Consider the following 16888-nt stretch of genomic DNA (forward strand, 5'->3'; position numbering starts at 1 on the left):
ACCAGGATGCAGCCGTCTGTGTCCTCGGCCTTGTTGCCTGGATGGATGCGGATGCCTTCGAAGCCCGGCACGTTCAGCAGCAGCGGCAGCACGCGCTTGAACCGTGGCGACTGCGTGAGCAGCACCTGATAGGTGCCGGCCGGGATAGCCGTCTGGCCGTAGACCTTTACGCCACGGGCGCGCACGATGTCTTCCAGCGTGTAGCACTCGAAAACGCCATCGATGAAGAGCTTGCCCGCCGTGCTCTTCTTGGTGCTGGGCTCACGCTGCAGGAGGAGTTTCATTGTCCTGTCCTTTCTCAGCCGGCTCCGGCTGCTTGAGGTAGGCGGCACCGCAGATGCACACCAGGATGAGGCCCGCCACCGCCTGGGCCACCCAGATGGGCAAGGTGCTGCCCAGGCCGGCCGAGGTGAGTGCGGCCCAGCCGGCCATGACAGCGGCACCGATCTTGGCCAGGCGCACGCTCCACCGGCGATGGATGAGACCCTTGTCGTCTACCAGTCGAATCTTCATTTGATCCACTTCCCCAGGCTCTGCGGCGGCTGAATCCGCACGGCCTTCTCCAGATTCTCGATCCGGATATCCTGCCGAGCATCGTTGAGCCTGACCTCGGATACGGCGGTGAGCTGGGCGGCCTTGAACGCCTCATCACGCTGATCACGCGCTACCATCTGGGCCTTCATCTCGCGCTGCGTCTCCAGTAGCGCATTGATGGTGCTGGCCTGCTGGGATGCCATCCAGACCAAGGTAACCAGGCCACCCACTATCGTGACGCCCAGTGGCGCCAGCCAGGCCAGTGCCAGCTTCGTGTCGATGACTTTGGTATCGCTCATTCGCCGCCTTCCGCCGGCGCGACCCAGTAGCCGCCGTCAGCATCGTGGCCATCGAATTGCCAGTCGTCATAGGTCGGGCGGTCAGGATTGGGCGACCAGGTGTAGGTGGCTTCCGGGCGGCGCGGTACCGACATATCCTTCCAATGGGCCTGATCGCCTTCGTAATACAGGCCGCGCGGTGGAAATTCCAGTGCGCCATACGCGATGAAATAGCCGGACATATGCTTTCCTCCCCTTATTTCTGAATGCCCCAGCGGCGTTTGGCGCGGATGCGGTAACTCCAGCTGGATTGCGTGAATCCGCTGTAGCCGGTGGTGGTCTTGTTCTGGGTGCTTAAGCCGCCAGAAGATCCGACTGCAAATCCCATCTGCGAGCGACTTGCCCATATCGCAGTGGGTGCTGCGTTCGTCTGGCCCAGGTGTCGCACGACGTTGCCAACGGCGTATCCGATATCAGCGGTGGTGCAAAGCGCCTCCAGGACGGCATCAATATCTGCGGTGCCGAGGTAGTTCGTGCGCAGGACTGGCGTCGCCGCAGAGGGAAGTGTCGCGGTCCAGGGCTGGATATCTTCGCCGTTGTATGCACGCACGCGGATGCCAGTGACTGCACTGCCGCTGGTATCGACCTCGGCCACGATCAGGCGATTGACCTGGCTCGCCGTGGTGCCGTTGCCCAGGTACATCTTCATGCCGACGGTATCGAAGGTATGCTGGTTGTTCGTCACCGGAATGACGCCGCCCGGTTGGTCGACATCAGCCACCGCGACAAAGCCCGCCGTGCGTGCGACGGTATCCACCCAGATGTAATTTGTGGAACTTGCTGCGAGGTTCGGCACAGGGATATCGGCAGAGGCGAGCCAGTTCAGGTTTTCTGGCGAGCCGTCCGACCGGTTGCCATTCGCCACTGAGAACAGCGTGGCCGCCGTACCGCACTTGAGCGTCACGCCGGTGGCAAGCGTATTGCCGATCTGGCTCTGTGGAATCAGATCGGGCTGCGCAGGCTGGCCGGATACGGGCGTGGTCATCGGACCATACTGCACGGCCTGGCGCACCTTGATCGCTATGCGGGGAACGGCATCAGCCAGCGCGTCGGCAACAAATTCCGTGTTGGCCGCTTTGTCGCTCGCATCGCCCAGCGAGACATTCGGCAGCAGGGGCGATTGGCCGAAGGTCTTCGTGCCAGTGATGGTCTCGGTCCCAGCGATGTGCACGATGTTGGCAGGATCGACAGATGCGGCAGAAGCTGCGGCTGCATCGGCTGCCGCCTGGGCTTCGATGACATTCTGTGCATCGGTGGTGCTGGTAGTCAGATTGCCGTCGGCGTCAAAGCCAATGAGTGTATTGGCGCGCTGTGCCGGAGACATTTCCAGAGTCTGATCGCCGGTGGTATCGAATGGCAGCTTGATAGACGACTTGATGGATTGCTCCATCTGCTGCAGCGCCAGCCAGGGCCGGTCGAAATCCTTGTTCACGACATCAGCAGGGAATTCCCCGTTTTGCTGATAGTCCGTGCTGCGGTCGAATACGATATTCGAGCGCAAGAGAACCTTTTCACCGCCGACCATGGCGGAAGTGAAGGCGACATCACCGCCATCATCGTCGCCAATGCCCGAAATCGAATAATCGATACCAAGCGTCTTGGGCACACCATCCACGCTGACCAGAAGATCGCCATCACGCAGCACCTTGAATTGATAGGCGAACAGCGTGGCGCCAGGCGCTGCAGTGTAGGTGTTGAAGGGAGTTTGAATGCTGACAGTCACGGCGGCCTCATGGTCTGGCGCGCCGCTGCCGGCGCTCAGGGTTCGAGCGTCACCTCATAGACGCCCGTGGATTGGCGCCAATCTTCACGCCTATCCGGGGTCGGTTTCCCGACTAATTTATTAATTCGCACCGGGGCCTGCTCCACTGCGCCCGCGCCACTGTCCAGGAAGTCGTCCGGCTGCTCCTTCACCTCTGGCTTCCAATCCTTCATCTGGTCCCACAGCGGGCCGTTGAGGACATCGATATGCGCCCAGAGCACGCCAGACTTCATCGGGCCTTCCAGTGCGCCAAGGATTCGCTCGTTCTTGTTGGTACCCTCTTGGATCTCGGTCACGCCCACGGCAAGCCCTCGCTGCTTCAGGGCTCGCTGCAGCAGTTTCCCGGCGAAGCTGCCCACGCCGTTGGTTTCCACGTAGACATGCAGGATGTTGGCCTTGGCGATGATGTCGCAGGCCTGCAGCACCTGGCCCGATTCGATGACGGTGTTGCGAGAATCGTTGAACACAGCGAAGTCACCAGTTAATTCTTGGCAGACGTGCCAGTAGTGATTGCCCAAGCTGTCGTCGTAGACCACAGAAAATGCGGACGCATCGCTCTTCTTCTTGCCAAGTGACGGGTCCCAGTAGGCTCGTCCGCTGACGATGTGCGTCTTGCCCAGCATCATGCGTACCGCCCGGTTCGCATGCTCCAAGCGCGGCTGCACGTCGTAGGCCTTGATCAGCTCCGGATCGAGGCGGCTCTCGTTGATCGGCTTGGCTTCCAGCATATATTGGCTGTCCCAGTAGTTGATCGTCCGTGTCTTCTTCCGGCGGCGCTCCACGTCGTCCCGGGTGAAACGCTCCGGCCAGGCGCAATGCGCATAGATATCCAGCAGCTTTCCGGGCGGCTTGGTGAAGATGATGTCCAGCCCGTCGACCGAATAATCCTGGTCCTGCACCAGCAGGCGGGCATGCTTATGGATGCCGACGAACACGTAGAGGCCGTCGGCACCAGGCTTGAACGGGAAGCGGTAGCGCAGGCGTGAACCGGTATCCTCGTAGCGGATGGCCGATTCAAATAGGGGAATCTTCAGCGATGCCGCGCCGTTCTCGATCAGCTCGGGATAGATGGAATTGTGCGTGTGCGGCGTGCCGATGTAGGTTTCCTGCCCACCAGGTACCAGAATAAAGGTGGCCTCTTGAATCTTGTCCCGCAGGTTCTCGCGGGCCTCTGCCGTTTTGATGTTCTTCGGCACCTCCACATCGTCATAGTCGATGCTCTTGGCGCGGGCGGAGGTCACGTTCTGATTTACGCCGGTCGCGGTCATGCTAGCGTTTCGGGCGTCTTCCGAGTCTTTCACCCAGAACATCTGGGCTCCAGGCTTGGTCGGCAGCATGCCACCACACAATGGGTGCCGTCGCAGTACATTGATGGTATCGCGCGTCAGCTTCGTGGCCAGCTTGCCATCGGCCGCCCAGATCAGCGATACCCAGGTGCGGTCGCAGTACAGCTGCCATGCCTTGTACACTGCGAAGATGGACGACTTGGCCGCGCCACGGAAGACCTGCAGCACGCGCACAGGATCGTCCGTGAACTCCAGCCAGTGGCAAACCCGGACATGTAGCGTCGGGACCTTCCATTTCATCACCTTGGCCCACAGCAAGAAGAAGGCTAGGAAGCTGATTGGCTTATTGTCCATGTACCTTCTTGCTGGATGTTTTTCTCGCGGTGCTCTGGATCTTCTCCAGCATCCTTTGCGCCTCCTTTTCAGCAGATGCTATCTCGCCTTCGAGACTAGCATCTTCCTTTCCATCGGGGTCGACAACATCATTTCCACCTGATGGCGGCTTGATCACTCCAAGCAGATTTGCAGTCTTCATCATCACGGTCAGGGTGGCTGCCGCATTCTTTTTGCACCAGTACCGATTCCCGCGCGTCTGCTGATCCATGGCCGCCACCTCCATGCCAGCGCCTGGCCACTTGTCGGGATCGGCCTCCTGAATGAAGGCATCCGTCAGTTTCTCGGTGAGCTCCTGCAGTCGCAGGTATTGGTCTTGCCGCATTATCGTCCTCCGATCATCGAAAAGTCAGGCGCACGGTCCGGCGCACCGGTACCAGGCTTCCACCAATAATCCTGCCCCCAGTCCTTTCGCGCGCGCTGCTGCATGCGCGAGAGGTAGCCTGGTGACAGATTCTCTTGCAAGGCATGCAGCCCAGCATGATCCAGCGCAGCCTTTGCGTACCAGAGATTAACGTATGGCATGTGATATCTGGCTAACGTCAGGGCCTCCGCACCAGCGTGCGTCTCCTTGCCGGCCGCTGCCTTGTCGATGTTCCCCTTGATGACTTTCAGGCTCAGGTCTGCGGCCGCACCGATGGTCGGGCCGGCCAGGCCGCTGATGGTCTTGGAGGCGTACTGACCAGCCTCCTCGGTGGAATCGGCCAGCAGGATATCGCCCATGATCGAGAGGACGCCGCCTTGCGCAATGGCCTTTACCCAAAACTTGGCGGTGGTCATGTCAGCAGGATCTTTCCCGGAGACGATCTGCTTGGTCTGGTAGGCAATAGCGCCCAACACGCCGAGCGATGCAAAGAGCGCGCCGGCATAGGCCACCCGGTTGGCGGCAACAGGGGCGCCCTCCAGGCCCTGAGGCGTCTCCATCATGCGCCGCCAGTGGCGCGAGACCATGGCGATGGGGAAGGACTTGAACTGCATGACCGACCTGGCCAGCTCGCCGCGCATCGTCCCACGCTGTTCCCCGCCGCCACTAGACAGCGTGCGGGTGGCCAGATCAGGGTTGAGCACCGCATATTCCGACTCGTCCGTGATCATGCCCAGCACCTTGGCCACCACCTGGTCGGCCTCGGGCGACCCGCTGGCGCGGATTGCCTCGGGCGTCAAGAACTCGGCGCCGCGATGCGTGGAGAGCTGGGCCTGTTGGATCACCGCCCAGTCGGCATCCGTGATGCCCTTGCTGGTCATGCGCCAGCGGTCATACTCGCTCAGCTTGCCCCAGTCCGTTTTGCTCAGCTTCGCCAGGCCGTTCATCATGGTCATGGAGAAGCTGCGGCGCAGGGTATCGGTCCAGGCGTTCATGAGCGAAAGCTTCATGGTGCTGTTGGCGATGCGCCCGGACCAGTTGTTCTTGATGTTGTCACCGCTCCAGCGATTCAGATCCGAAACCATGGTCTCAGCGATGATGCCGTGCATGGTCAGGAAGTCCCGAGTGTCGCTGCTGGCCTGCGCGGCAATGTTCTTCAGGGCATCCCAATAGGAAAGCTTGTTGAAGCCTGTGGTCACGAAGTGCGTGCCCAGGTCGGTGATGCTGGTGAGCACGGCGCCCTGCAACTTGCCGAAGGTCTGGATGTTGCGCAGGTCCTGGCCGATCTGGGCGATGTTGCCATTGTCGGCCATGCCGGTCTTGCCGCTGACCACATCCCAATAGCTCTGCGGTTTCAGGCCGAAAGAGCGCTTGATGCCATTGTCAGCCTTCTCGGCCATGTCGAACTGCAGGCGCATCTGCTGCTCAGGGTTCGGGCCGTAGCGCTCCACCAGCCCGATATCGCGCGACATACCGCCCACGTGCCCGAGCATCGCATCGTACATGCTTCCGCCGCCGTACTGGCTCAGGTAAGTGAGATAAGCATCAGCGTCCCGGAAGTGGATCTGCCGACTTTCTGCACCCGAGTTGGAGCGGGAGCCGGACCCTTTGAATTTCCCCGGCTCAATCTTGTTGATGCCGCCGCTGGCCAGCGTTTCCCAAGCGCGAGACAGCAGCGCGGTGACCTGAGCATCGTTCATCAGACTGCCGTCCTCCAGAACATACTGCCGGCGATCCAGCAGCGGCAGCGTCTTCTGCACCCAATCTGCCTGGGCGGCGGCATCGCCCTTTCCGCGCACGCGGCCTTGGTCATGCGGCTGCGGCAGGTAGCCATAATCCAGCTTGCCGACATCACCGCCGGCGGCGTTGAAGCGCTGGCGCATGCTCTCAATGGCATGCAGCCACGCCCGCGCGCCCTGCTGCGCCAGCTTGTTTCCGGTAGTGCCAGCGGCATTTCCGAAGATCTCGCGGGCCAGGTCACGGCTCATGGTGGGATTCTCGGCATCGAACAGCAACATGAGGCCCTGCCGCCAGATGCCCGCCCCGTCCTTACTGGTCGCGGCTTCCATCAGATCAACCAGCCGGGCCATGTTCTCGCGCTTGATGCCTTCGATATACAGGCTGGTTTGGTCCAGCTCCTGCACCAAGGCACGGCTGCGGCCGGTGGCATACGTGGCCATCAGGTCGCCCACACGCGTCTCCATGGCGGCCGTGCGCAGGATCTGCAGCTGGGCGCGCTGCACCTTGAGCGCAGCGGCGGCTTGGATGTCCTGCATGCCGGCAGCGGCAGCCTCCAGCACGCGCTGGTCGGCTGACTTGGCAGCCCAGCCGCTGGGGTCCTGCCGCGCCAGCCGGCGCATGTTGGCGCTCATGGCGTCGTCGATCTTCTGGATTTCGCTGTCGGTCAGCGCGCGGCCGGCGGCCTGCTGTACTGCTTGTCTGCATTTCGGGTGCATGGTTTCCTCTTATCAAGAATTGCGCAGGAAGCATTCGGCGGCCACCTGGAGCAGGCTGGCGTCCTTGGCCTCGGCGGCGGCCTCTTCCTTGACCTTGGCCAGCGCCTCGGCCAGCGGCAGCGGTGCGTCCATCCCTTCCAGTTGCACCACCATGTCGGGAGAGAGGCGGGCAATCTCGGCAGTCTGGCTGTCGAGCACGGCGACGGCACCGGCTTGGCCGCCAGATGTTCCAGTTTCAGCGGTGGATGTTCCACCTGGAGCCACTTCTGTTGCAGTTTTCGAGGCTGGCGGTGCAGCTTCTGGGGCTTTTGTTGCAGCAGATGCACCAGGCTCGGCGGTGCCAGATTTGGCACCTCTCGCCGGCGGCTCGGCCAGCGCCTGCTGCACGGCCAATGCTCCGCGCTTCGGAGTCGGCGCATCAATGGTTGCCCGCTGCTGGCGCACCTGCGCAATCTGTTGATCGAGCTGCGCAATCTGCTCATTCGCCCGAGCGGCCAGGGCATTGCTGTCAATCTGTTGCTGCAGGGAGTCGATGCGCTGATTGATTTCGACGGCCCGGCCATTGAGTTCCTTGGTGGCCGCGGCCAGAGCCTGCTTGTAGCTTCCGCCCTCGGCCTGTATCTCCTTGGCACGAGCACGCAGCGCAGCGTCGTCAGTGGCCGGAATGGACTGCTGCAGGCTGGTGATTTCGTCGCGCATGGACCGGATGGCGCCGGGCTCGGCCACATTGCCAGCGTCCTCCAGCAGCGTTGCACGTACAGCCTCCATCCTGGTACCGAAGTCATCCAGCATCCGCGCCTGGGCTAGATTGTCCAGGTTCAGGGCATCGCTGACCGCCACCCGCTCGCCCGCGCCCAACTGGTCCGCCGCGCGGCTGAAGGCGGCGAGGTGCTGCTCGGCGCCTGCGATATCGGCCGGATCCTTCAGATTCCAGGAATTGACGGTCTCGCGAATCAAGTTGACGCGTGCGGCGGCCACGGCTTCGGGGTCGGCTGCGGCTGCCCGGCCCGCCTCGGTTCCCTGGTGCTCGGCAATGAACTTGTCCGTGCGCTCCAGATAGGCGCGTGTCTCGGCGGCGGGCGGCGCCTTCCCGACCTGCACAGCCTTGCCCGCCAAGGTGCCGCCGTTATAGTGCGCCAGCGCGGCCCGCCAGTCGCCACCGTACTGCTTGCCCAGGTCGGCCAGATAGGCGGCGCCGGCATCAATCGAGGCTACCGGGTCGCGCACGTTACCCTTGCCGTACTGCTGCCAGGTGGCATCCATGAACTGCATGATGCCCTTGGCTCCCACCGGCGAGGTGGCGGCGCTGCTGCTGGAGCGCTCACCTGCATTCTTCGCCGCGAGCAGCACCTCGGGCGGCACGCCTGTACGCTGGGCAGCGGTCACGGCATAGGCATCCAGTCGAGCATCGTCATAGCGCAGGGCCTGGCGCTCGTTCATGCCCATCTGCACCAGCTCGCGGGAAGCGGCTGCATCCATCGGCGCGGCCACCGGGCGGGCATTGCGCATGCCGCGCGAGGCATAGGCACCGAAGCCTGCAGGGATCAGAGTAGCGACGGCCAGGCCTACCGGATCGAACGGGTCATACTGCTCCGCGATCTTGTCATACCCGGCGTTCTGGAGGATGGCACGGCTGGCCGCCTGCTGGGCGATGAATGTACCCGGACCACCGGCCGCCACCAGGCCTACCGTCTGGCCGATAGTCTTTCCGGCCACCGGCAGAGCAGTAGCAGCTGCCGCCGCGCCGCCGGCAGCAATGGCCGCCTTCGTCCGCGTTTCGAAGTCCACGCCCTGCTCCTGCAGGCGCTGGGCCTCCACGAATGCCTCATCGGTACCGGTGAAGACTGCACCCGGGATCGGAGTGCCCAGCACTGAATAGGCCACTGCCTTGACGCCGAAGCGGCCCAAGCCAAAGAGGATGTTCTCTGCTGCATTACTGGTGGTGGGATCAGGCATCATGGTGCGCGCGGTCGCCCGCAGACCAGTGTCGGTCTGGCTGGTGAAGGCAGCGCCGGACTGAACATCCTCGCGGGCCTTCTGCCCCTCCGCGCCCGCAACACGCTGCTGCATGTCGCTGTCGAAGAGCATGGCCGGATCGGCCTGCACGCCATAGCCAGCCTGTACAGCACCGAAGGCGCCAAGCATATCGGAGCCGAAGGCGGCAGACTCGGTGGCACCAGTGGCCACACCCTTGGGCAGCGCCTTGGTGGTATTCCACAGGCTCAGGCCAAAGGACGGGCGCGCTGGCGGCTCTGCAACCGGGCGCGCCACGCGATCATCCAGCACCTTGTCTGTGCCGTCTTGGAACATGTTCTCGATCATGGGGCGATCCTGATGGTGATGCGCTGGCCCTGGCTATTGGTGACCAGCGTGCCGCCGGCCTTGACGTTGTATCGGCCCTGGCCAGCGCTGACGAGGGCGGCATTCGGGAGCTGCTTGATGAAGTCGGCAATCTCGATGGGTTGGTGGCCGGCATAGACCTTGTCAGTAGTCTGGGCAGCGATATCGGCTGGCGTGATGGCCTTCAGCCGCTTGTCGAAATCGCCCTCTTCCATGCCACGCGGCAGCGGAACCTTCACCCCGTTGCGCTCCACAATACTGCCTACGGTCAGGCGCAGGGCCCGTGCCGGATCGGAACTACCGCCGCCAGCAACGATGCCAGCATTGATCAGGTATGCAGAGTCGATCACCTGCTGGCGCACCTCCTGATTCGGGAAAGCATCGCCCACCAGATTGGCGATACTGCCGCGCCAACCGGTTTCCTTTGCTGTATCCATCATGATGGCCTTATCCTTGATCGCCCTGTCGCCGCGTAGCAGCAGCTCGCTGCTGTATCTGCCTTCCGTGGTACGGTCGCCCGCCAGCATCATGGCAAGGCCCAGCGTGTTGTCCTTGTCGTGCATCTGCTTGGCCAGGGCGGCCAGGCGGTCGCTGTCAGGGACGATGGTGCCGATGCTGGCCAGCGCACTGGATTGCTGGTCCGGCGGCAGCATGCGGACCACGCGGGCAATCTGCTCGGCCTCCTGTGGCTGAAGTGGCGAGACCTTGCGGCCGGCGGCAATCTCCACCTGGCCGATCTGGCTCATACGCTGGGACAACACCTGCTGCGCGTCCTGGATGCTGTTCATCTGGATGGTCGGCGCATCCTTGATCACGCCGCGTTCCTGGGCGGCCTGCCAGGGATTGTCCGCATAGGCCTTTTCGCTGGCCGACAGGATGCTCTTGAACTGCTCGGTAACCTTCTGGTCTTGCGGCGTCACACCGATGGACGGATCAGACCCTGCTGCGTTCATACGCTCCACCGTGGCGCGCATCTGGGGTAGCGGCAGCGAGGCGAAGCCGGCCACCTTGCTTTGCGACTTCACCAACTCTTGCATCTGGCCGGCCATCTTGGTGCCGGCCGTCGCGGCAGCACCTTCGGCAATAGCCTCTGTGGAGAGATACCGCCCCTTTGTCACCAGATCGAACATGCTGTTGTAGACGTCAACGGCTTGATTCTCGCGCGCATCCTGCTCGCGCTGTGCACGGTCTGCTTCGCGCTGGGTGGCCGCATCTATGCCGTTGAGGTAGCCGTATGCCTTGGTCACCAGGGCGGTGCGCTTGTTGGGGTCAATCACCTCGCCGTCCGGGCCTTGAATCTTGTCCAGCGCAGCCTGCACCAGGGCCTTATCACCCGTCTGCGCAGCGCCTTCCAGCGTGGCGTTGGCGAAGTTGAAAGACGCGCTTTCCTTGAATCCCTGCTTGGCCTTGGCGATCTGAATTGAGTTCCAGCCAGCTTTCGGCCCCATGGTCTCGGCCAGGCTGTCGTACTGATTGATAGCGCTGGGAAGGTCGCGCATGGCCTGGCGCTGCAAGGACTCGCCCGTATCCAGGATCTGCGCGCCGATGTCCGATTCGGTCTTCTTGATGGCCACGCTCTGCAGATTGCGCGTCAAGCTGCCTACGGCGGTCGTGATGTGGGAATCGATCGTTTCCTGCTGGAAGGGATTCAAGCCATCCGTGCGCGCCTTGCGGGCGTCCGCCGCGCGAGCATTGAAGGCGTCGAGCGCGTTCTCCGGCTTGATCACGCCACCAGCCAAGTCGCGTGCGATCGAATCATGGATATCGTGCAAGTCATTATTCAGGTTGGCCAGCGAGGAAACAGCCTGCATGCGCTGCTTCTGCTCATCGACTTGCTGGAAGGTAGCCGCCAGTTGCTGGCCTGCCCGCGCTACATTGGCCAGGCCCTGATTAGCCGCCTGCTGTGGTACAACCTGGGCAGCCTGCTGCGGCTGGGCGATAGCATTGCCGAAATTACCGAGTTGGATTTGCATGCTGCCCCCTTATCCGCCGATGCGCAGAGCGCTGGACGGAGCGGAAATGCCAGTACCGAGGCTGCCAGAAGCGCCGCTCGGATTCGTCGCCCAGCCCTTCCCGATCTGTGCCGCGCTGCTCAGGACAGTGGCCCCGGCGGTGAGATACCCTCCCGTCAGCGCATCACCTGCGGCGCTGCTGTAGGACGCGGCGGTATCGTTGAGCGAGTTGGATCGGCGGCTACCGGTGAGCAATGCGGTCTGCGCATCGTTTTCGGCATTCAGGTCGATGGTGTCATTGATCTTGACGGCAGTGCCCTCGCCAACGGCCACACCCGATCCGGCGAGCTGGGCACGCGCTGCGGATTGCTGCTGGGCAGCCGCCTTGCGGATCTTGTCGGCCTGTGCCACGGTAGCGTCCTTTTCATACGCCGCCTGGTTGGATTGCTGCTGTGCCTGCGCCTGCAGCTGGCGAGACTGCGCCTGGCCGGACTGAATGGCGGAGTATGCACCGACTGCCGCAGTAGCGGCCAGGGCAACAGTGGTTGCGGAAATTCCTCCGGACATAGGTCACTCTCCTGTGATGATGGTGATGGTGAATTCGGGCTCGCGGTGCGACATCAACATGTCGGTGTCGTCGGTGAATTCGGCCTCGGCCTCTTCGACCGTTCTGGCTTGGGTGGGGAAGCACATCACCACGGTGGTGTCGGCGTGCGCGATAAATGCCTGCTTGCGGCCGGCGCTGGCCGGCATGACCGCCGTGCCACGGATACGGACCACATCGCCGGGGCCACGGAAGACCTCCACATCGCCGCTGATGGTAAGCATGGTGGCGATCTTGATAAGCGCGCCGGTCAGTACCACTCCAGCCGGAATAGTGATCATGCGGGTGTAGAGGCCGGCATGCAGGATGTGCACGGTGCGGATTGGAACCTGTGGGAGCGCGAGGGTATGCCGCTCAATCTCTGTCACGGCAGCGATGGCCTGCGGCGACATGGCAGGGATACCGTCCTGGCGGGCGCGGATGTTGTTCATGCCAGCCCCTTGAAGAAGACGTGCGAGGCATCGTGATAGCCCATGCCGGGCAGCACCTGCGCCAACTGACCCCCGTTCGGCGCGCTGACCATGATGCCGACTGCACCAGCGTCCCGCGCCAGGCATTCCGCCGCGCGCAACAGCCGCAGACCTGCGCCAGTACTGCGGTGAACGGCGGCCACGAAGAAGGATTCGCTCACCGCGACGCGGCGGCCGAAGTGCGGCAGAACCGGAGTCAGCACAAGCATGAAGCCCACCAACTCACCGCTTTCCAAGCGCGCAGACAGAGAATGCAGCAGGCCGGCAGTCTCCATGGCCAGGTAGGTATCGAACTGCGGATTGACAGGACCGATACCGTCATTGCCAGATTCAGCCCCGTATTCGGCCAGCAGCGCCGGTAACTCAGGTGCTGCAACAATGTCAGCGATAGCGCAGTGCTTGATCTCAATTCCCAAAATATGCCTCCAGTCCTACCGCGCAGCGGGTGAAGCCGAAGCCCTCGTACAGCTTCGCGACACGTTCATCATCAACACCGGTAGACGCACCGGCATATGCCCAGGATGCGCCCTGCAGGCGCGCCCACTCCTTGAAGCTATTCACCAGGCGCGCGGCGGCCAGGCTGCCGCGATGTTCTGGGAGCATGTAGAAGCTGACTTCTTCGGCCACCAGGTCGGTGGCGCACCAGGCCCTTTGCACCACGGCGGCAATGGCCCCGATGGCCTGGCCGTCACGTTCAGCGATCAGGACTAGCCCCTGCGGCGACTCAATCAGCCCGATGAGCATGGTCTCGACCTGGTGCTCGGAATACTTCAGCCGGCGCCAGCGCGGGCTTTCCGCGTGCATCGCACGGCCCATGGCCAGCAGCACGCCCATGTCTCCGATGGTGGCGGGCCTGATCATGGGTTCACCGTGAATTTGCGGATGATGGACAGGACATGGAACGGCAACGGCTCGGACTGCTCCAGCACGATGGGCGAATCACCGTTGTGCCAGTCCGTAATGCCCACGTAATCCAGTCCGGAATAGACTTGAAGCTCCTGGTCCAGCAACTCCGATCCGAACGCCCGCTGTGTCAGCCTCTGCCCGTTGATCGTGCCGCCTATGCTTTCGTGCAGCAGCACGCTCACCTTGCTGGTGTTCATCTTGTTGGCCTGGGCAGTGCCAGCGCCGGTCTGGATCTCGGGGCGCAGCGGGATGATGCGGGCGGTGTACGGCAGGCCAATCTGGACGGCCTTGGCGCTGCGCGGCAGGGTGATATTGCCGCCGGCCACCGTGAAGGTGCCGGCAAAGGTGCCGTCGGCACGTACATGCACCTGCTTACCCTCCAGGTGGTCCAGGCCGGTCCATTCGGTCTTCCCGGTGGCATCCGTGTCAGTGATTGCGCTATCGGTCAGCAGCGAGTCATCGAAGCGCTCGATGTAGCGATAGTCCACGCCGCCGATGGTGCGCTTGACGCTCACCCATACCTCATCGATGCCCCCGTTGGGGATGCAGGCGACCGATTCGTAGACGCCATCCGTGGACTGCGGAGACCAGGCCGTGACGCCCTCTTCCCGGTCGATGGTCAATACGGCCAGCTTCCCATCAGCGCGCACGCACCACAGGCGGCCGTCAGGCTCTTGCTGGTATGCCATGTCAACGATGCCGGGGCTGGTGATGTGCTCGGCCAGCGTGGTGACGTTGGGCGAAGGGAAGCTGTCCGAGGTGTACGAGTAGGACATCGCCCTGACCTTCTTGCCGGTGCGTGTCACGTAGAACAGTTCCTCGCCCACCTGCAGCGGCTTGACCGAGTTGCAGCCGTAGCGCGTGCGCGGCTTCAGCTGGGGGTTGGTGGGCGTCAGCGGTTTCTCCACGCCACCGGTGGCCGTATATTCGCCGCCATAAGTCAGCATGATGAGCACGCTGACCGACGACATGCGGGTGATCGGGTTGATCTTGCCAGTCGACGGCAGCGTGAACGCATAGGCATCATCATCATCGGTGCCCATGGTGAAATCGAAGAATGCGCCGGTCTTGCTGCCCCACAGTGTTTGCGGGTAGCCGGTGGAGCCGGCCACATTGAGCCGCTGCTCGTAGAACTCACCGGTGCGCGGATAGCCGTCGAATTCATTCCAGGCCGGCCCGAGCAGTTTCCACGCGCCTGGCGGCGCACCCACCGCAGAGTCCAGCTCTTGAATGATCTTGCAGACGATGGCCTGAGCGTTCGTGACGCCATCGATTTCCAACAGACCGCCGTTGATTTCGATGAACTTGCCCACGTCATTGGCCCGGAAGGTGTCCACTGCGGAGGTGACGTTGATGCCGATGCCGACTGGGCTCTTGTCACCTGGAACGATGGTCGTTTGCGGCGAGTCGTCCAGCACCCACTGATTGGCCGCAATGACCGTGCTGCTGAACTCGGACGTGATCTTTATGGTGACCTGCGTGCCAGAGTTCACAGCCGTGATCAGGCCAGCGCCGCCCTCGAAGGTAATGCGTCGGCCAGCATCGCCAGCGATGAATGAGGCGATTGTGGAAGTCGCGGTGCGCCCCGTGCCAATGGTGGTCGCGCTCAGGGTCAGCGTGCCGTTGTAGCGATGGCCCACTTCATCAAATGGCAGCGTGGTGAATGGTGCAGCCCCAATCGACCAGGCGCCGCCCGACAGTCGGCGCAGCGTCTGCGGGTACACCGACTGATGAAACAGCAGCATCGTGTCGGCGCCCTGCGTGAAGTCCATATCCCGCAGCATGTCTTCGCTGTAGGGGGTGACCAGCTCATAAGGAACACCGCCGCTCATCACCTGGCCGCCGCCCTGATTGTAGATCCGCAGATACAGGTGCCCGAACTCCAGAATGTAAGCCTGGGTGGTGCTGAAAACGAATGGCACCAGACGCACGAAGCGGCCCAGCGTTTTTGCCGTGGCCTGGTAGCTGCTGGCATACCGGCGATACGCGCCGCCATGGATCGTGACAAAGCAGTTTTCCAGCGACGCAGCGCCATTCAGGTACCGGGCGATATCGACGCGGCCATAGCAACGAGGGGTAATCTCGCCGGATGTGAAATTGGTCTGATTGAGGTCTACGCGGGGCATTTCGACTCCCTATCAGCTGAAACGGGATTCAACGAAAGAGCCCTCTTCGAATTCCTCGGGCGGATCGTCCTGGCCGTCCACCGCCTTGGCGATCTTCAGCTTCTGTTGCAGCTCCGCATTCATGCTGTCGCGCAGCGTGGTCGAGGCGGTCACCGCGTAGCAGACCCGAGCGGCCATGGCGAACTCCATCAGCTCAACCAGGTTCGTGCTCCAGGTCGCCGGCTGATCGTTGCGGAAGATGTAGACCAGCGGCAGCGCGGCCGCATCGGCCAGCAGTGCGCGGCCCTCCGACCGGAACGGGATCGAGTTGCCCTTCATGCCCACCTGCACGGTGCGCAGCCAGTCACCAGGCAGCGCGAACTGGGCGGAGAAGTCGAAGGCCGGGGTATCCACCATGGGCGACAGCAGCACACGCTTGGTCGCACATTTCCAGGGATGCGCCCGCAAGATAGAGTCGCGCACCGTGGGGAAGAGGTTGCTGCACAGGGTCACGTGGTCCCGGTTCTCGGAGAAGTCGGCAAACGGCTTGGCGCCGAGGCTCAGGAGTGCGTTAGAGCAGATCGAAACAGCAGTAGCCATAGATCACCATGAAAAAAAACCGGGAGCAGATGCCCCCGGTTTGTGGAACCCGCACGGGGCGGGCGATGCGCACGACAAGGAAATCAGTCGTTGACGTACTCGATTTCGAACTTCAGCGCCTGGTTGGCGGCCAGCACTGCACCGGTGACGGTGGCATAGACATCCACCTCTTCCGTGGTGACGTACTCGGCGCCGCTGGCGATCAGGGCGCCAGTATTGGCGTCCTTCTGGCCAGCTGCGTTGGTGTTCACGGAAGCGGCGAGTCCATCCGCATCGATGACGGTGCCGCTGGCAGTCGAGCGGATGCCGATATCGAGGGTCGAGCTGGCAGTACCAGCGGCGCAGCTCACCTTGCTATTCAGGGTGAAGCGGCTGCCCGCCGGGACGCGACCGATGAAAATGGTGTCGTTGATGGCCAGTTGGGCATAGGCCGCCGGCATCTTCGACGCCAGGATGCGCTTGCGGCCGAACGACTCATGCGGCAGCAGCTTGGGGGTGCGGTTCACGATCTTCGCGCCCTGGGTGGTGTTGACTTCAGCCATGGAAGGCTCCTTTCAGATGATCAATGAGGTTGGGCCAGGGCCGATTAGACGAAGTCGAGGGCGACCACGCCGTATTCCCAGACGCGCACGGCACCCACGGAACCGGCTGCCGACAGCTGCAGCGTGTCCTTCTTGTCACCACGGCGCTGGGCACGGCCTTCGAAGAAGCCGGTACCGAAGTGGATCGAGGACTTGCACCATGCCATGGTGCGCAGCACGCCGGCGGTGTTGAGCAC

General features: G+C 62.6%; 18 protein-coding genes. All 18 read right to left on the reverse strand.

The features are described 5' to 3' along the window. On the reverse strand, positions 1-284 hold a 284-nt coding region (locus tag ACODSZ_RS22395), incomplete at its 3' end, for a DUF5675 family protein (RefSeq protein ID WP_488928559.1). Then, positions 262-513 carry a DUF7940 domain-containing protein gene (locus tag ACODSZ_RS22400; protein ID WP_488928560.1) on the reverse strand — a complete coding sequence of 84 codons (252 nt, stop codon included), beginning with the start codon at positions 511-513 and terminating at the stop codon, positions 262-264. The genes ACODSZ_RS22395 and ACODSZ_RS22400, both read right to left, overlap by 23 nt. Next, a complete protein-coding gene (locus ACODSZ_RS22405; RefSeq protein WP_488928561.1) occupies positions 510-833 on the reverse strand; it encodes a hypothetical protein in 324 nt (107 codons plus the stop codon). The genes ACODSZ_RS22400 and ACODSZ_RS22405 overlap by 4 nt, the downstream gene beginning before the upstream one ends. Beyond that, on the reverse strand, positions 830-1054 hold the full coding sequence (locus ACODSZ_RS22410) for a hypothetical protein (RefSeq protein WP_488928562.1): 225 nt from the start codon (positions 1052-1054) through the stop codon (positions 830-832). Before ACODSZ_RS22410 ends, ACODSZ_RS22405 begins: the two co-directional genes overlap by 4 nt. 14 nt (positions 1055-1068) lie before the next feature. After that, entirely contained in the window at positions 1069-2595 is a 1527-nt protein-coding gene (locus ACODSZ_RS22415) for a hypothetical protein (RefSeq protein WP_488928563.1), read from the reverse strand. Positions 2596-2630: 35 nt separating this feature from the next. Further along, positions 2631-4274, reverse strand: a complete 1644-nt coding sequence (terL, locus tag ACODSZ_RS22420; RefSeq protein WP_488928564.1) for a phage terminase large subunit — start codon at positions 4272-4274, stop codon at positions 2631-2633. Beyond that, positions 4264-4638 carry a hypothetical protein gene (locus tag ACODSZ_RS22425; protein ID WP_488928565.1) on the reverse strand — a complete coding sequence of 125 codons (375 nt, stop codon included), beginning with the start codon at positions 4636-4638 and terminating at the stop codon, positions 4264-4266. The genes terL and ACODSZ_RS22425 overlap by 11 nt, the downstream gene beginning before the upstream one ends. After that, positions 4638-7133, reverse strand: a complete 2496-nt coding sequence (locus ACODSZ_RS22430; RefSeq protein ID WP_488928566.1) for a hypothetical protein — start codon at positions 7131-7133, stop codon at positions 4638-4640. The genes ACODSZ_RS22425 and ACODSZ_RS22430 overlap by 1 nt, the downstream gene beginning before the upstream one ends. 12 nt (positions 7134-7145) lie before the next feature. Beyond that, positions 7146-9455 carry a transglycosylase SLT domain-containing protein gene (locus ACODSZ_RS22435; protein ID WP_488928567.1) on the reverse strand — a complete coding sequence of 770 codons (2310 nt, stop codon included), beginning with the start codon at positions 9453-9455 and terminating at the stop codon, positions 7146-7148. Continuing rightward, positions 9452-11446 (reverse strand): hypothetical protein, encoded by a 1995-nt coding sequence (locus ACODSZ_RS22440; RefSeq protein ID WP_488928568.1) that lies wholly within the window; start codon positions 11444-11446, stop codon positions 9452-9454. The genes ACODSZ_RS22435 and ACODSZ_RS22440 overlap by 4 nt, the downstream gene beginning before the upstream one ends. A gap of 9 nt (positions 11447-11455) precedes the next feature. Further along, complete coding sequence (locus ACODSZ_RS22445; protein WP_488928569.1) at positions 11456-11992, reverse strand: hypothetical protein; 537 nt, start codon at positions 11990-11992, stop codon at positions 11456-11458. 3 nt (positions 11993-11995) lie between these two features. After that, positions 11996-12460, reverse strand: a complete 465-nt coding sequence (locus tag ACODSZ_RS22450; RefSeq protein ID WP_488928570.1) for a hypothetical protein — start codon at positions 12458-12460, stop codon at positions 11996-11998. Beyond that, on the reverse strand, positions 12457-12915 hold the full coding sequence (locus ACODSZ_RS22455) for a GNAT family N-acetyltransferase (RefSeq protein ID WP_488928571.1): 459 nt from the start codon (positions 12913-12915) through the stop codon (positions 12457-12459). Before ACODSZ_RS22455 ends, ACODSZ_RS22450 begins: the two co-directional genes overlap by 4 nt. Continuing rightward, a complete protein-coding gene (locus tag ACODSZ_RS22460; RefSeq protein ID WP_241821762.1) occupies positions 12905-13360 on the reverse strand; it encodes a GNAT family N-acetyltransferase in 456 nt (151 codons plus the stop codon). The genes ACODSZ_RS22455 and ACODSZ_RS22460 overlap by 11 nt, the downstream gene beginning before the upstream one ends. Then, complete coding sequence (locus ACODSZ_RS22465; protein WP_488928572.1) at positions 13357-15531, reverse strand: phage tail protein; 2175 nt, start codon at positions 15529-15531, stop codon at positions 13357-13359. Before ACODSZ_RS22465 ends, ACODSZ_RS22460 begins: the two co-directional genes overlap by 4 nt. Positions 15532-15543: 12 nt before the next feature. Continuing rightward, a complete protein-coding gene (locus ACODSZ_RS22470; RefSeq protein ID WP_488928573.1) occupies positions 15544-16110 on the reverse strand; it encodes a phage connector family protein in 567 nt (188 codons plus the stop codon). A gap of 83 nt (positions 16111-16193) precedes the next feature. Further along, on the reverse strand, positions 16194-16652 hold the full coding sequence (locus ACODSZ_RS22475; protein WP_488928574.1) for a hypothetical protein: 459 nt from the start codon (positions 16650-16652) through the stop codon (positions 16194-16196). Between the two features lie 44 nt (positions 16653-16696). Beyond that, a partial coding sequence (locus ACODSZ_RS22480) for a phage capsid protein (RefSeq protein ID WP_488928575.1) occupies positions 16697-16888 on the reverse strand: 192 nt, incomplete at its 5' end.

This window comes from Herbaspirillum sp. FG34 (assembly GCF_057809315.1).

What these genes read in the sequence shown, in the direction of transcription:
- ACODSZ_RS22410 (WP_488928562.1), bottom strand. Translation starts at nt 1,054, where the DNA reads ATGTCCGGCTATTTCATCGCGTATGGCGCACTGGAATTTCCACCGCGC.
- ACODSZ_RS22425 (WP_488928565.1), bottom strand. Translation starts at nt 4,638, where the DNA reads ATGCGGCAAGACCAATACCTGCGACTGCAGGAGCTCACCGAGAAACTG.
- ACODSZ_RS22450 (WP_488928570.1), bottom strand. Translation starts at nt 12,460, where the DNA reads ATGAACAACATCCGCGCCCGCCAGGACGGTATCCCTGCCATGTCGCCG.
- ACODSZ_RS22405 (WP_488928561.1), bottom strand. Translation starts at nt 833, where the DNA reads ATGAGCGATACCAAAGTCATCGACACGAAGCTGGCACTGGCCTGGCTG.
- ACODSZ_RS22400 (WP_488928560.1), bottom strand. Translation starts at nt 513, where the DNA reads ATGAAGATTCGACTGGTAGACGACAAGGGTCTCATCCATCGCCGGTGG.
- terL (WP_488928564.1), bottom strand. Translation starts at nt 4,274, where the DNA reads ATGGACAATAAGCCAATCAGCTTCCTAGCCTTCTTCTTGCTGTGGGCC.
- ACODSZ_RS22440 (WP_488928568.1), bottom strand. Translation starts at nt 11,446, where the DNA reads ATGCAAATCCAACTCGGTAATTTCGGCAATGCTATCGCCCAGCCGCAG.
- ACODSZ_RS22430 (WP_488928566.1), bottom strand. Translation starts at nt 7,133, where the DNA reads ATGCACCCGAAATGCAGACAAGCAGTACAGCAGGCCGCCGGCCGCGCG.
- ACODSZ_RS22435 (WP_488928567.1), bottom strand. Translation starts at nt 9,455, where the DNA reads ATGATCGAGAACATGTTCCAAGACGGCACAGACAAGGTGCTGGATGAT.
- ACODSZ_RS22465 (WP_488928572.1), bottom strand. Translation starts at nt 15,531, where the DNA reads ATGCCCCGCGTAGACCTCAATCAGACCAATTTCACATCCGGCGAGATT.
- ACODSZ_RS22470 (WP_488928573.1), bottom strand. Translation starts at nt 16,110, where the DNA reads ATGGCTACTGCTGTTTCGATCTGCTCTAACGCACTCCTGAGCCTCGGC.
- ACODSZ_RS22460 (WP_241821762.1), bottom strand. Translation starts at nt 13,360, where the DNA reads ATGATCAGGCCCGCCACCATCGGAGACATGGGCGTGCTGCTGGCCATG.
- ACODSZ_RS22445 (WP_488928569.1), bottom strand. Translation starts at nt 11,992, where the DNA reads ATGTCCGGAGGAATTTCCGCAACCACTGTTGCCCTGGCCGCTACTGCG.
- ACODSZ_RS22475 (WP_488928574.1), bottom strand. Translation starts at nt 16,652, where the DNA reads ATGGCTGAAGTCAACACCACCCAGGGCGCGAAGATCGTGAACCGCACC.